At 45.1% G+C, this 14034-nt stretch carries 17 protein-coding genes; 5 read left to right on the forward strand and 12 right to left on the reverse strand.

The window, feature by feature from the left end; all coding sequences use genetic code 11:
• Positions 1 to 2: 2 nt before the first annotated feature.
• From atpD to LRM49_RS02320, 8 genes are read right to left on the reverse strand one after another with little or no spacing between them, the layout of a single operon-like run.
• Complete coding sequence (gene atpD / locus LRM49_RS02285; protein ID WP_243777620.1) at positions 3 to 1436, reverse strand: F0F1 ATP synthase subunit beta; 1434 nt, start codon at positions 1434 to 1436, stop codon at positions 3 to 5.
• A gap of 14 nt (positions 1437 to 1450) precedes the next feature.
• Positions 1451 to 2332 (reverse strand): ATP synthase F1 subunit gamma, encoded by an 882-nt coding sequence (atpG, locus tag LRM49_RS02290; protein ID WP_243777621.1) that lies wholly within the window; start codon positions 2330 to 2332, stop codon positions 1451 to 1453.
• A gap of 3 nt (positions 2333 to 2335) precedes the next feature.
• A complete protein-coding gene (gene atpA, locus LRM49_RS02295; RefSeq protein WP_129744594.1) occupies positions 2336 to 3862 on the reverse strand; it encodes a F0F1 ATP synthase subunit alpha in 1527 nt (508 codons plus the stop codon).
• Between the two features lie 8 nt (positions 3863 to 3870).
• Positions 3871 to 4269, reverse strand: coding sequence for a F0F1 ATP synthase subunit delta (locus tag LRM49_RS02300; RefSeq protein ID WP_243777622.1), 399 nt, complete (start codon positions 4267 to 4269; stop codon positions 3871 to 3873).
• Complete coding sequence (gene atpF / locus LRM49_RS02305) at positions 4270 to 4812, reverse strand: F0F1 ATP synthase subunit B (RefSeq protein WP_165000031.1); 543 nt, start codon at positions 4810 to 4812, stop codon at positions 4270 to 4272.
• 16 nt (positions 4813 to 4828) lie between these two features.
• Positions 4829 to 5041: a H(+)-transporting ATPase gene (locus LRM49_RS02310; RefSeq protein WP_129637300.1), complete on the reverse strand. Its 213-nt coding sequence runs from the start codon at positions 5039 to 5041 to the stop codon at positions 4829 to 4831.
• 36 nt (positions 5042 to 5077) lie between these two features.
• Complete coding sequence (gene atpB / locus LRM49_RS02315; RefSeq protein ID WP_243777623.1) at positions 5078 to 5914, reverse strand: F0F1 ATP synthase subunit A; 837 nt, start codon at positions 5912 to 5914, stop codon at positions 5078 to 5080.
• Entirely contained in the window at positions 5911 to 6171 is a 261-nt protein-coding gene (locus tag LRM49_RS02320; RefSeq protein ID WP_129743885.1) for a hypothetical protein, read from the reverse strand. Before LRM49_RS02320 ends, atpB begins: the two co-directional genes overlap by 4 nt.
• A gap of 39 nt (positions 6172 to 6210) precedes the next feature.
• Here LRM49_RS02320 and LRM49_RS02325 point away from each other — a divergent pair, with 39 nt between their 5' ends.
• Together LRM49_RS02325 and LRM49_RS02330 are read left to right on the forward strand one after the other, a co-directional pair.
• Positions 6211 to 6441 carry a hypothetical protein gene (locus tag LRM49_RS02325; protein ID WP_243777624.1) on the forward strand — a complete coding sequence of 77 codons (231 nt, stop codon included), beginning with the start codon at positions 6211 to 6213 and terminating at the stop codon, positions 6439 to 6441.
• A 42-nt stretch (positions 6442 to 6483) separates the two neighbouring features.
• Positions 6484 to 6771 (forward strand): glutaredoxin family protein, encoded by a 288-nt coding sequence (locus LRM49_RS02330; protein WP_129634903.1) that lies wholly within the window; start codon positions 6484 to 6486, stop codon positions 6769 to 6771.
• A 50-nt stretch (positions 6772 to 6821) separates the two neighbouring features.
• Here LRM49_RS02330 and LRM49_RS02335 read toward each other — a convergent pair whose 3' ends face one another.
• Positions 6822 to 8480, reverse strand: coding sequence for an ABC-F family ATP-binding cassette domain-containing protein (locus LRM49_RS02335; protein ID WP_243777625.1), 1659 nt, complete (start codon positions 8478 to 8480; stop codon positions 6822 to 6824).
• Between the two features lie 89 nt (positions 8481 to 8569).
• Between LRM49_RS02335 and smpB the strand changes: the two genes are divergently transcribed.
• Positions 8570 to 9046 (forward strand): SsrA-binding protein SmpB, encoded by a 477-nt coding sequence (gene smpB / locus LRM49_RS02340; protein WP_243777626.1) that lies wholly within the window; start codon positions 8570 to 8572, stop codon positions 9044 to 9046.
• Between the two features lie 29 nt (positions 9047 to 9075).
• Here the strand turns inward: smpB and LRM49_RS02345 are convergent, their stop codons facing one another.
• Genes LRM49_RS02345 through LRM49_RS02355 form a run of 3 tightly spaced genes read right to left on the reverse strand, consistent with a single transcriptional unit; the run spans position 9076 to position 12246 of the window.
• Positions 9076 to 10374, reverse strand: a complete 1299-nt coding sequence (locus LRM49_RS02345) for a glycosyltransferase (protein WP_243777627.1) — start codon at positions 10372 to 10374, stop codon at positions 9076 to 9078.
• 19 nt (positions 10375 to 10393) lie between these two features.
• Positions 10394 to 11416 carry a glycosyltransferase family 4 protein gene (locus tag LRM49_RS02350; protein WP_243777628.1) on the reverse strand — a complete coding sequence of 341 codons (1023 nt, stop codon included), beginning with the start codon at positions 11414 to 11416 and terminating at the stop codon, positions 10394 to 10396.
• Between the two features lie 20 nt (positions 11417 to 11436).
• A complete protein-coding gene (locus LRM49_RS02355) occupies positions 11437 to 12246 on the reverse strand; it encodes an alpha/beta fold hydrolase (protein WP_243777629.1) in 810 nt (269 codons plus the stop codon).
• Between the two features lie 30 nt (positions 12247 to 12276).
• Between LRM49_RS02355 and LRM49_RS02360 the strand changes: the two genes are divergently transcribed.
• Positions 12277 to 13077, forward strand: coding sequence for an exodeoxyribonuclease III (locus LRM49_RS02360; RefSeq protein ID WP_243777630.1), 801 nt, complete (start codon positions 12277 to 12279; stop codon positions 13075 to 13077).
• Between the two features lie 5 nt (positions 13078 to 13082).
• Positions 13083 to 13868 carry a carbohydrate kinase family protein gene (locus tag LRM49_RS02365; RefSeq protein WP_243777631.1) on the forward strand — a complete coding sequence of 262 codons (786 nt, stop codon included), beginning with the start codon at positions 13083 to 13085 and terminating at the stop codon, positions 13866 to 13868.
• Positions 13869 to 14034 lie beyond the last annotated feature (166 nt).

Below are 14034 nucleotides of genomic sequence, written 5' to 3' on the forward strand. Positions count from 1 at the left end.
GACTATTTAGCTTTCTTTTCAGAATGTTTTTTAGCCTCGACAGATTCAGCCTCAGCGTCGCGAGCGACTTGATCAGCCAGCGTACCCTGAACCATATAGAACCAGTTTTCTGGCTTATCATCGTATTTACCAGCCAAAATGTCGGAAGCGTCGCGAATGGTGTCTTCCAATTTAACGTAAACACCTGGGTTTCCAGTAAACTTCTCAGCCACGTGGAACGGCTGTGCTAGGAATCGCTGAATACGACGAGCACGAGCAACAATCTGCTTCTGATCGTCTGACAATTCTTCCATGCCCAAAATAGCGATGATGTCCTGAAGCTCTTTGTATTGCTGCAAAATTCGCTGAACCTCACGCGCCACGCGATAATGCTCTTCGCCGACAATTTCCGGATCAAGCGAGTTTGAGCTCGAATCCAAAACGTCAACCGCTGGATAAATACCGATTTCCGTCAATGCACGGTTCATCACAATTGTAGCGTCAAGGTGAGCAAAGGTCGTCGCAGGAGCTGGGTCGGTTAAGTCGTCGGCTGGCACATAGACAGCCTGAACAGAGGTAATCGAACCCTTCTTCGTTGAAGTAATTCGCTCTTGTAAAGCGCCCATTTCTTGCTGAAGGTTTGGCTGATAACCAACCGCACTTGGCAGACGACCAAGCAATGCCGACACCTCAGCACCAGCCTGAGTATAACGATAAATATTGTCGATAAATAGCAAGACATCTTTACCTTCATCGCGGAAAGCTTCAGCCATCGCCAGACCCGACAATGCCACGCGCAAACGTGCTCCAGGCGGCTCGTTCATTTGCCCAAAGACTAGCGAAGTTTTATCCAAAACGCCAGCTTCTTCCATTTCGTAGTAAAGGTCGTTACCTTCACGCGTTCGCTCACCAACACCAGCGAAAACAGAGTTTCCAGAGTGGAACTTAGCGATATTATTGATCAACTCAGTGATAAGAACAGTCTTACCAACACCAGCACCAGCAAACAAGCCGGCCTTTCCGCCCTTAGCAAGCGGGGCAATCAAGTCGACGACCTTAATACCGGTTTCCAAGATTTCAGTCTTATTTGACTGCTCAGAAAGCGCTGGAGCAGGGCGGTGAATTGGTGCAGTTTTTCCCTTTGGTTGCGGCTTTTCGTCAATCGCTTCACCAACAACATTAAACATTCGTCCTTGAGTTTCCGCGCCGACTGGAACGGAAATTGGAGCACCAGTTGCAACAACTTCTGCACCACGACTCAAACCATCTGTCGAAGACAGGGCAATTGCTCGAACAGTGTGCTCGTCCAAGTGCTGAGCAACCTCCAGCACCAAATTCTCATTGCCGTTTTTAACGTGCAACGCGTCGTAAATCGCTGGAAGTTCAACGTCTCGCGGAAATTCCACGTCAACGACCACGCCAACAATCTGAATAATTTTACCTAAATCTTTTGCCATCTTTTTCTCCTTTATCATTGTTCCATCGCCTCCACGCCACCAGAAATTTCAGCAAGCTCCTGAGTAATCGCTCCTTGACGAGCCTTATTCATAGCTAGCGTCAAATCGTCAACCAAATCACTGGCATTGTCTGTAGCATTCTTCATCGCCATCATACGCATAGAATGCTCACTAGTGCGAGCGTCAAGTAACGCCTGCAACAGTCGCGCACCAACCAAACGATACGCCACCGCGTCCAAAACTTCTGGAATACTTGGTTCGTACTTGGCGTCAGAAATCGTATTAGAAACTTCACTCGGATCAACCAAGATTTTTGTTCCTGCCGGCAATAATCTGTCCAATTCTGCAGTCTGAACCATGCTATTGACAAAACGCGTATAAACAAGCGTAACTGCATCAACTTCGCCATTTTCAAACATATTTACTGCCGTATTCAAAATCGTATGGAACGTCAATCCAGACGGCTGATCTGGCAAATCTTCATACGTACCGATGATTTTCGTATCTTTAAGGCGCGTTGCGAATTGCGATGCTCGGCGACCGATAGTTAAGGTCAAGTTCTCAATTCCGCGCTCGTCATCACGCTTTAACAATTCCAAATACTTCTTCAAAACGTTGGTGTTATATGCGCCAGCCAGACCTTTGTCGCTGGCCACCACGATAATCAATCGCTTATTTATCTTTCGCCTAACGAACAGCGGGTGATTGTCGGTTGCGCCTTGGCTCGCTAAATAAGACAGTAGTTCTTCCGCCGCCATTGTGTACGGCGCAGAAGCTTTGTCCGCCTCTTGAGCGCGACGCATTTTACTAGCCGCCACCAATTGCATAGCCTTGGTGATCTGCTTAGTCGAGTCCACCGAACGAATGCGATTTTTCAGCGCGCGAGTGCTCGGCATGAATTACTCCTCAAATCCTTTCGCTATTTCTTTTGTAGCTTCGTCAATCAATTTCAATTGCTCATCCGAAGGCTTGTCGCCCTTGTTTAACTCACGCATAGCATCTTTAGAATTTTTCCAGAGATAAGTCAATAGGGCAGACTGCGCGTCTTTAATCTTAGAAACTGGAACATCGTCAAACATACCGCCAGTCACCGCGTGAATGCTGACAAATTGTTCCCAAACGCTCATTGGTTGATATTGTGGCTGCTTCAGAAGTTCAGTGAGTCGCTGACCGCGGTCAATTTGAGCCTTTGTCGCATCGTCAAGGTCTGAGCCGAATTGAGCGAATGATGCCAATTCGCGGAACTGAGAAAGACCAAGCTTTAAGTTTCCACCGACAGATTTAACGGCTTTCGTCTGAGCTGCGCCACCAACACGAGAAACTGATAGACCGGCTGAGATGGCTGGGCGAATGCCTTGATAGAACAAGTCGGTTTCCAGGAAAATCTGACCGTCGGTAATAGAGATCACGTTGGTCGGAATGTAAGCGGAAATGTCGCCAGCTTGCGTTTCAATGATTGGTAGAGCAGTCAAGCTTCCCGCGCCAAGTTTATCTGACAATTTAGCCGATCGCTCCAATAATCGTGAGTGCAAATAGAAGACGTCACCTGGGTAGGCTTCGCGTCCTGGTGGACGGCGCAACAATAGCGACATCTGTCGATAAGCCACCGCGTGCTTGGTCAAATCGTCATAAATCATCAATGCGTGACCGCCGTTGTCTCGGAAGTATTCTCCCATGGCTGTACCAGCGTAAGGTGCCAAATAAAGCAGGGAGGCCGCGTCGGACGGGCTGGTTGCGACGATAATCGTCTGGTCCATCACGCCTTCTTCTTTCAATCGGTCGACCAACCTGGCAATCTTCGACAATTTCTGACCAATAGCCACATAAACGTTCACCACGCCAGTTTTTTGACGAGCCTGGTTAATCATCGTATCGATAGCAATTGCCGTCTTACCAGTCTGGCGGTCACCAATGATAAGCTCACGCTGACCACGACCGATCGGGAACATCGCGTCAATCGACATAATACCAGTCATCAGAGGTTCGTGAACTGACTTACGACCCATCACGCCAATGGCAGGACGCTCAATTAAACCACGTTTCTTCGTTTTAATCGCTGGACCATCGTCAAGAGGTCGACCTAGCGGGTCAACCACTCGGCCCAATAGTTCTTCGCCAACAGGAACGTCTAGCACCGAACCTTTACGGCGAACGCTAGCACCGGCCTTAACCTTATCTTCGCCGCCAAGAATCACCGCACCAATTTCATCTTCCATCAAGTTCAAAGCAAATGCTTCAACCGTTCCGCCGTCAGTTTCAATTTCCAGCACTTCACTATAGCCAGCGCTACTTAAGCCGTGCACCCAAGCCACACCATCACCGACGCGAATAACCACGCCGGCATCTTCCAAACCTTCTGTCGCCTCCAGCTGCGCGATTTTTTCCCGCAGGCTTTTGGCTAATTCTGTCACATCAATCTTGCTCATTTTTCCTCCTAGATTTTCTTCGCCCGCAAGTCGTTTAACTTCTTCGAAACCGTTGCGTCCAGTGTTGCGGTCGGCGTTTGTAGCTTAAATCCGCCAATCAACGTCGGGTCAATTGATTCTCTTAGCGACACTTTTGGCTTGCTATTTTTATCGCTCGCCGCAGCCGCCAGAAATTGCTCTATTTTACGCCTTGTATTATCATCAAGCGCTCTCGCGCTCTCGACCGACGCCACAATCTCACCACGCTCAGCCAATTCAGCCTCAATATCTCGCACCAACAAATCAACTTCACGTTCGTGCTTTTCGTAAATCAAAAGACCAGCAATTTCTTCCAACACCGCGTCATTGCCAGCTAAAATTTGTTCAGCTGCGTATCTCGCCAACTTTCTCCTGGACACTAATCTCATCTATTCAGCCTCCTCAAGCGCTTCCGAAATCAGCTTTGTATCTTTCTTCGCATCAATTTTCTCGCCCAAAACCTTGCCAGTCGCTTCAGCCACCAACTCTAATGTCGAATTGTGCAGGTCTTTCTTAGCGTTTTCAATTTCTTGAGCAATCGTATTATGCGCTTCTTTAATCAAAGCTTCAGATTTGGCAGTCGCTTTTTTAGCCGCTTCTTCAACAACTTCGGTCGCTTCTTCTCGAGCAGACGCCACGATGTCGCTAGCTTGCGCTCGTGCTTTTCGCATCATTTCGGCGGTCATTTCTTCGGCTCGATCGGCATTTTCCTTGGCAGATTTTGCCGCCGCGTCAGCCGCCTTCAGGTCTTTTTCTCGCTTGACGAGCATTTCCATCATTGGCGGATAAACAAACTTGCGAAGAACAAATAGCAAGATTAAGAATGCTACCGTCTGAAACGCCAACAGCGCCCAATCAATACCTAGCGAATCAAACAAACCAGCTTTTTCCGATGCGCCAGAATTGGCAAATTGTGTTAATATTTTCTCCACAATTTACTCCCGAAAACTACATAACTTTGCCGACGATTGCTGCGACGAAACCGATAATAGCAATAGCGTCGATGAATGAAATACCCAAGATCATCATTGTGCGTAGGTCGTTGATTTTTTCTGGGTTACGACCAGCTGCGTTCATAGCTGCTGCACCAACGATTGCGGCACCAATTGCTGCAAATGCTGCTGGGATTGCGTAGGTAAGTGTGAATGCTAATGCTTCCATGGTTAATATTCTCCTTTTAATTAATTATTACCTAATTTAATCACTCTCTGATATTGCTAATTTATTAGTTTCAACAGAGGAGTGAACTTCATCAATTGGCTCATGCGAATCATGGTGAGCCAGCCCCAGGGAAATAAACACAGTTGATAGCATAAAGAAAATATACGCCTGAATACCGCCAATAAACAGCTCAAAGAAATAGAATGGCTGCAGAGCCACAGGTGACAAAAACTTCGTCATGTAAGCGATAATTGCCAAGAGAATTTCGCCAGCCAAAACGTTACCAAACAGACGGAAACTCAGCCCCAGCATTCGCGAAAACTCAGCCACCAATTCCAGAATGCCAACAAATGACATAATTGGATCACGTAGCGGGTTAACGAAATATCGCCCCAAATTGCCCTTAAAGCCCAAATACTTAAACGCGTAAATCTGAGCCGCAACAATCGTTACAATTGCCAAACCGAATGTCATATTAAGATCCGCCACACCACCACGGAATAGAGGAGTGTGATGCTCGCCAATTGTAATTGGACCAACGATCGGCAAAAGCCCCAGCCAGTACTGCGCAACGATAAAGAAAAACAACGTAATACAAAGCGGAGCAACTTTACGCGCCCATTTTTGATCTGGAATAACTTGGCAAACTGTATTATAAAGTCCGTCGAACGTCCACTGAATTAGTCTTGTGATAAAATTATGTTTCTTTTTACCTAAAACCGCCGCACGAGTACGGAACATTGCCCACACCAATACGATCAATCCCAAGAATCCCATCAGGTGCGAATTCGTAATAGATACGCCAGCAATATTGAGAACTTCGTCAACCTTTACTGAAATATGCGGACCAGCGCTTGCCATATAATCAATCATTTCTTCAACTCCTGCTGTTTAATTTTAGCAATTTGCAAAGCCACGAGAATCACTGAGATAATCGCGCCAGAAATAATTCCAGCAAGTAACCATCTCATCTTCATTCCGCTGACATTATCCAGCCACAATCCCAACAAGGTCAAACCAATTGTTGGCAAAAACATTCGCCACATTGTACCAATCATCGTCCTTGCTAAAATCATCATCGCACCAGAATCGCCTGTATCATTAGCCGAAATGTCAGTTTCTTTTACCATTACTTTCCACTATATCAATCTGTTATACTATTTTGCAAGATGCCGCGGCGAAATTATTCAAAAAATAGTCAAAAAACCCAAAAAACATCATTGATGTCAATTTCAGGGTTGGCTAATTGCCAGAAAAAACGTCGCTTCTCAACAGAGATAAAAGCCCGCCAAGCAGCAGAAATCCAAGAATTAGCAAACCCGAATTTGTCGATTGATATATATCACTGCGAATGGTGCAAAAATTGGCATTTGACGTCGAAGAATTCTAAATATACGTAACCGTTATGCTATAATTGGAAGTGTTATTAAATAGGGGAATATATGAGCGAAGACACAACGAACAACCATCAAGACACAAAAGTTGTCGTGTACAACACTAGCTGGTGTGCGTTTTGCCACACGGAAATGGAATGGCTGAAGAAGCTGGGAATTGATTTTGTTTCCAAAGATATCGAGGCCGATCCTGGCGCAAAAGAGGAATTGCTAAATAAAAATGGCGGCAATTTCCAAGGCGTGCCCGTAACGGATATTAACGGAGAATTAGTGCTTGGTTTTGATCGACCGAAACTACAAGATTTGCTACGAAAAAACGGCTTACTAGCCGACTAATTTTCTTAAAAACAATTCAAGATTTTCCGTCAAATTCTGGCGGAAAATTTTTATTCTGCGCCAATTTGCACAACTTTTCCGCCAAGTTTTTCGCGGAAATAATTATCGTGGCTGACGTAAAGAATCGCGCCGGAATATTTGGCCAACGCCGTTTCCAGCTCTTCGATACTTGGCAAATCCAAGTGATTCGTCGGCTCGTCTAGAATCAGCAGTTGCGGGTCGTTCGCCAGCATAGCAATAATCTGAAAACGCGCCTTTTGACCGCCAGATAAGCGAGCCAGCGGCGTCATCCGATCAGCGTCAGTGAACAAATAGTCAGCCAAAAGTTGCCGAATTTTCGTATCAGAAATCGACAAATCGCGACTCATATACAATTTTTCAATCGCTTTTTCTAGCGGATCAGCCAGATACTTTTCGTCAATTTCTTGCTCGTAAACGCCAATTCGAACCTGCGGATCAAGGAAAATATCGCCAGAATAAAGAATAGGACCATTGTCAAAACTCTTGCCCGACGCCAGAATCATCCGAATCAATGTAGTTTTACCAGCGCCATTGCGACCCCTAATTTCAATCGCTTCACCTTCGCGCAAATCAATATTCACGTCCTCAAACAATATCCGCTCACCAATCCCAACCGCCACATTTTCCGCACGAACCAACACGTGCTGACTGCGACTGGAAGCATCTTTCATACTCAAGCGAATATTACGCGACTTGAATTTTCCGTAACGCTCGGCGGATTTATAATCCAATTGACTAGCAGATTCTTTGTCAATCCAAAACGTCGGCTTTTCCATCTCCGACAATTCCTCCAGCTCCGCTCGCGCCTCATTCTCCAAGCGCTTAAATTTCTGAATCGTGCCGGGATTTCGCGACTTTTCCTTAAGCCTTTGATAGTCCAAAACTTTTTGCTTCAGGTTAACAATTCGCTTCTCAATCTGCTCAAAATTATTCATTCCAGCCGTCGTCGCTTGCGCATTCTGCTTCAAATACGCGTCATAATTTCCGCGGTAGCTCACGGCCTGTCCGTCCTTAATCTCAACTATTCGATCAACTTGCCCAAGTACATCACGATCATGCGTAATGATTAGCATCGCTTGATGTGGCTGCGAATTCATCCAGTCAATAAACTGCTGTTTCGCAACGTAATCCATGTGGTTTGTTGGCTCGTCAATTAGCGCCAGATGCGCCTCCGAGTGCATAATTTTAACAATTTCCACCAGCCTTTTTTGGCCGCCAGACAGGGAAGAAATCTTCCGATCACCAAAACCGTCTAATTGAAAATTGCTCAGCTCTCGTTCAATTTTTTCTTCAACTTGATAAAATCCTTTTTGGTCAAATCGTTCCAAAGCCTGCGTATATTCCTCAATTTTTCGCATATTGTCGCCCATAGTCAGCGGATATTCATCGATGATTTTCTTTAACTTGGAATATTCTGGAAGCCCGCCAAGAATATACGACATGACCGTTTGATCACCCAAACCGTGATGCTCCTGAGCGGTCGTCGCAACCGTAATGCCGCGCCGAAAAATAACCTCGCCAGTATAATCAGTATCTTTTCCGCTCAATATTCCAAACAGCGTCGACTTGCCAACACCGTTACGACCAACCACGCCGACTTTCTCGCCGTCGTCCACACTGAACTTGACGTCTTTCATCAACGTCTTATCGCCAAAACTTTTTTCAGTAATGTGAATGTCGGCTATCATGCTTGAGATATTGTAACATAAGTCATATTTCAGCCGCACCAAACTAGTCTAAATATACTGTCGCGTTAAGTTTTGCTATAATATAATCCATGTCAAAGCCAAAAGCTAAAAAACCAGCCACACAGAATATCATCAATCGTCGCGCACGGTTTGATTATGAACTTGGTGAAGAAATTGTAGCTGGCTTGGTTTTAACTGGGATGGAAGTACGAGCCGCCAGAGAAGGACACGTCCAGCTTAAAGGCTCATTTGTTAGCTTAAGAAATGGCGAATTGTGGCTAAATAACGCCAGCTTTTCACTGCGATTAAACGTTCGCGGAGAAGCAAATAGCCGCTCAGTCGACACTTCGGCGCGGAAATTATTGGTAAGTAAAAGGCAATTGTCCAATTTTACAGAAGCAAAAAAACAGGGAATGACAATTGTCCCGACCAAATTGTTGACCAACGGAAAATTCATTAAAGTTGTAATTGCGCTCGGAAAAGGTAAGAAAAATTACGACAAAAGACAAACCATCAAACGCCGCGACCAAGACCGAGAAACCAGGCGACTTATCTCTAATAGATAGCCGCACCGATTACAAACTCAGCCTGAGATTTATTGATTTTCGCGCGCGTCAATTAGCTTTTGATAGAGCTTTTCAAGTTTCTTCACTTGACTGCGCTCCGTGAATTTATTAGCCAGTTTCTTACTTTCAGCGCTAAATTCTGCTTGTTTCTTCGGGCTTTTTAGAATTGCAATTACTTTTTCCGCGACACTTTCTGGATTGTTCTCCGCAAAATAGCCATTAACTCCGTCCTTCACAACCTCTGAAACTTCCTTGTCAATAATAACAATCGGCTTTCCAGCGTGAGCGGCTTCATGAAGAACCCAGCCCTGCGTATCTTTAAGCGAAGGAAAAGTAAACACGTTCATCACTTTATACGCCACACCCAAATCTTCTCGCGGCATGGCGCCAGTAAAGATAATCCTATCCGCGAAATCCGTCTCAGCCGCCATTTTCTCCAAAGTCTTTCGATACTCAAAATCGCCAACAAACAACAGCTTCGATTTCGGACGAACTTCAGCAATAAACTCACTAAACGCCTGAATCAAAATTGGCAAATTCTTTTCCTCGCCCAAACGCCCCACGAATCCAAACACTTCATCTTTTTCATCAAGACCCCATTGCTCGCGAAATTCCGCAACTCGCTTCACGCTCGCCCGCGGAAGAGAATTCACTCCGTTTGGCATTAAAGTAACATCGTACGTGTAATCTTCAGTCTGCCAAGATTCCAATTGATCACGGCTTTTACGCGACAGGGCAATCACCGCATCCGCCTTGCTGTATAAAATAGTAATAACCCGCTCAATAATATCTTTATTCCATTTCGTTACGCCATTACGCGGACGATATAATTTGGCAACCTCCAACAAATCCTGTCCATTCAATTTTACCGACAATGGAAAAACCACTCCCGCCAACGCCAAAACTCCCGGCAAAACCGCAGGATAATGATCGACGAATTCATATAGATCCGTACAATGCTGGATAATCAAAGGAATATTATTTTTCTTCGCCGCCTTCACACCCAATAGCCCAATTTGCGACGGCGTAAAAATATGCACCACATCCAAATTCATATTGGCAATTTGACGCTGCACCACAGGAGGGAAGAATACCGACGTGTCGTAATCGTCAAAGAACGCGCCCGTAATTGAGCGGAAACGAATTATTCGACTATTTTCATCTTCATGAAGAAGTTCGGCCTGCTTGGACGGACTAATAGACTTTGCCGGGCAAAAAACATAAACCTCATGCCCCAAAGCTTCCAACTCGCGCTTTAATGATTCAACAACGTAAACGATACCGTTAATGGACGGTCTATAGCTGTCCGTAAAAAGTCCTATCCTCATAATAGCCCCATTATACCATTTATATCAGCGATCGATAAAATTCGACCAATCGCTCGGCGCCGGCACTACTATCAAAACGCTCAGCAATTTTCTCAGCACCAAGTTGCGCTTTCTTATAAGCTTTCTTATCTTTGCGCAATTTACTGATCAACTCCAAGAACTCATCGTCCGTTTTCGCCATAACAGCGTCGCCCTTAAATGTGTCATTGTACTGCGGAATGTCGCGTAGAATGATCGGCAAGCCAGCGCCAGCCGCCTCCAAGACGCACATAGGATGATTTTCCTGCATAGCCGGCAAAACAAAAACGTCGGCAGCGACATAATAGTCACGAACATTCTCCAGAGGTATCACACCAGTTACAGTGAGATTGTCCGGCGCATTTTTTATCATATTTTGCATGGCGTTATAATCCGCGCCCAAATTCTTAAACGGAATTCCTCCCACCCAGAAAAACTTTACATCTGGCATTTCTTTGGCAGCTTTTATTAAAATATCCAAACGTTTTCGCGGCTGGACTTGACCATTTCCCATAACCACAAAATCATCGTCCTTCAAGCCAAGCTTTTTCCGAGCCAACTTTTTCTCCGCAGCAGAATGCTTATATCTCGACATATTTATCGTATTGTAAAGAACTTTCGTCTTTGGCACGTGCATGTCATTTATCAATTCATCAGCAACCATGCCAGAGCAAGCTAAAACCAAATCAGCCTTTTTGTAAAAGAATTTCAGCCACGCTCGACCTAAAGGCTTCCAATATTTCGCACCTTTAATCGAACCGATAAAGCTATCCGGTACAATGTGAGCAGAAACAACTTTTTTGCCACCTTTTTTCATCAAATGCCGAAACGAATATAAACCCATAGTCTGAATATGGATAATGTCAGCAGGACGATCAGAATTCACTTCAATATCAATATCTTTTCTTTTACGCAGCGCGTCCGTAATCTCCTTATAAGCCGTATGCACACCGTGACCCTGAACGGTGAATTCGCTCTCAGAAATCATATTAACAATTAGTTTTTTATCGTCTTTCTTACTCATACCTACAGTATAGCAAATAATTATTCCGCCAATATCAATTCGGCAACCAGTTCTGGGCTATCTAACACCGACAAATGTCCTGTATCAATCTCCACAAATTTATCAATTTTTATACCATCGGCGGCGTTCACGGGAAGCGAAATCTTGTCCCGTCGCCCAACTATCAATCCCGTAAATTCGCGCTCAGAAATAATAATTTTTTCACCCCGAGAAATGTCCCGCGCAATTTTCGATTGCTCCAAATATTGCCACCGCGTTACTCGCGTATTTTTCGTCAGCCATCGTATCAAATCCACGACATTTTTCCGTCTATTATTCACCAAGCACAGCCCACGAAACACCGAAAAATAATAGTTTAAATAAATATATTGATTCGCCCGACGAGTGCGATAAAAGAACGACGAGGAAATTCTCGACATAGCCGAAGTTTTAATCGGAGGGCTGATGTACCAAATTTTTTGGCATTGCATTTTATTTGCCGCCAAACATCCAAGCGAATGGGCGACAACCTCGTCAATTGACACACCTTTACCGTCAAAAGCCGACATCAAATTCATCGCCCAATTTTCAACGTCGCTCATTTTCATATCTTTTATCAATTGACTTCTACCGTGAGAAGGCAAGTCAACAAACACCAAATTCGCGTCATTTTTCAGTCGGTAAGCTAGCGGAATCATCCCGTGAAAATCGCCACCAATGCCGTGAATTAGCAAAATAGTTTTATTTGAGCCGCCTTGATAAAAATAATAAGCAGTTTTCACGCCTCCGACGTCCATGAAATCGCTTGATATTTTGCCCAAAAACTTATCATACATTGGTAGCATATTCATTAAATTATATCATCACGGTATAATAAAATTATGAAGCTTTTCTCTTGGAACGTAAACGGCATTCGTGCAGTTATAAATAAAGGTGAATTCGCGAAGTTTATTAACACGTACAATCCAGATATTTTATGTCTACAGGAAACTAAGGCCGCCAGAGATCAGGTTGAAATTGACCTGCCAAATTATCACGAGCATTTCTATTCCGCCGCCAAAAAAGGCTATTCTGGCACGGCGATTTTCTCAAAAATCTCGCCCTTGAGCTGGCGCGACAGTTTTCCGCCGAACATCATTGAAAGGTTTGATTTGACGGGCGATGAATACGGCAATCCAGCCGACGAAGGACGAATTATTACCGCCGAGTTTGACGATTTTTGGGTTGTCAATTGCTACACTCCGAACTCAAAAGGGGATTTGAGTCGATTGGATTTGCGATATAAAAAATGGGACAAGGCAGTATTGGCTTATCTGGAAGAATTGGAATTGTCAAAGCCAGTCCTTTACTGCGGCGATATGAACGTGGCACATCAAGAAATTGACTTGGCAAATCCGAAACCCAACGTCGGCAAGCACGGCTTCACCGACGAAGAGCGGGAGGGTTTTCAGAACTATTTGGACGCTGGTTTTACAGACACTTTTCGGGCGGCTTTCCCCGAAAAAACTGGTGCGTATACTTGGTGGACGCATTGGGCGAATGCCAGGGCGCGAAATGTTGGTTGGCGAATTGACTATTGGCTAGCGTCGCGTGAAATTGCAAATCGCGTTACTAATCCGCAAATTCATCCAGAGCAAATGGGCAGCGATCATTGCCCGGTGAGTATTGAGGTAAATTTGTAATGGATATGAAATTTTGGCAAAAACAAGAACCAGGGAAGCCACTTTTTCCAGATGTCGAATGGAACAAGCCAGAACGACGCGACCAAGCGGGAAAATTGGGAATCATCGGCGGTAACAAATTAGGCTTTTTGGCGGTGGCAGAAAGCTATCAAGAGGCGCTCAAGGCTGGCGTGGGCGAGGCTCGCGTTTTACTCCCTGATGCCTTGAAAAAAAATGTTCCCGCGAATATGACCGACGTTTTATTCGCACCAACAAACCAATCAGGCAGTCTGGCCAACGAAGCACTTGACGAGGCGTTGGCGCTGGAAAGGTGGGCGGATGTATTGCTATTATGCGGCGACGCTGGGCGAAATAGCCAAACGGCAATTGTCTACGAAGAATTGATCAAAAAGTCAGAAGTTCCCGTCGTGCTGACGCGAGATGCGATTGACCTCGTGCAAAATAGTTTTCAGGAAATTTTGGACAATCCGCACGTGGTTTTCGTGGCAAGTCTGGCGCAAGTTCAGAAAATATTCCGCGCAATTTTTTATCCAAAAATGATTACGTTCAGCATTCAATTGTCGCAACTCGTCGAGGCGCTCCACAAATTCACCATCACGTACCCCGTAACAATTTGCGTTTTTCATGCCGACAATTTAATAATCGCCCACAGCGGAGAAGTCGTCACCCAAAAATGGGACGCACCAATGGCAATCTGGCGGGGAACCGTCGGAGCCCGCGCCGCAAGCTACTTGATTTGGTCGCCGAAAGCGCCGCTAGCAGCAATCAGTACCGCTATTTGCAAAATGTAGCTTCTTATAAATATCTGCTTGACATTACGTATAATTAGTTGTATTATACTACCAAGCTTTCGCTCGGATTCATCAAAGGGCGAAAGTAGCCCTTGGTCGTGAGTGAAGAGCATCTCTTTTAGGGAGTGATTTTATCATGCGAAGAATCGGAATCGCATTAATCATG

Source organism: Candidatus Nanosynbacter sp. HMT-352, assembly GCF_022819365.1.
Lineage (GTDB): Bacteria > Patescibacteriota > Saccharimonadia > Saccharimonadales > Saccharimonadaceae > Nanosynbacter.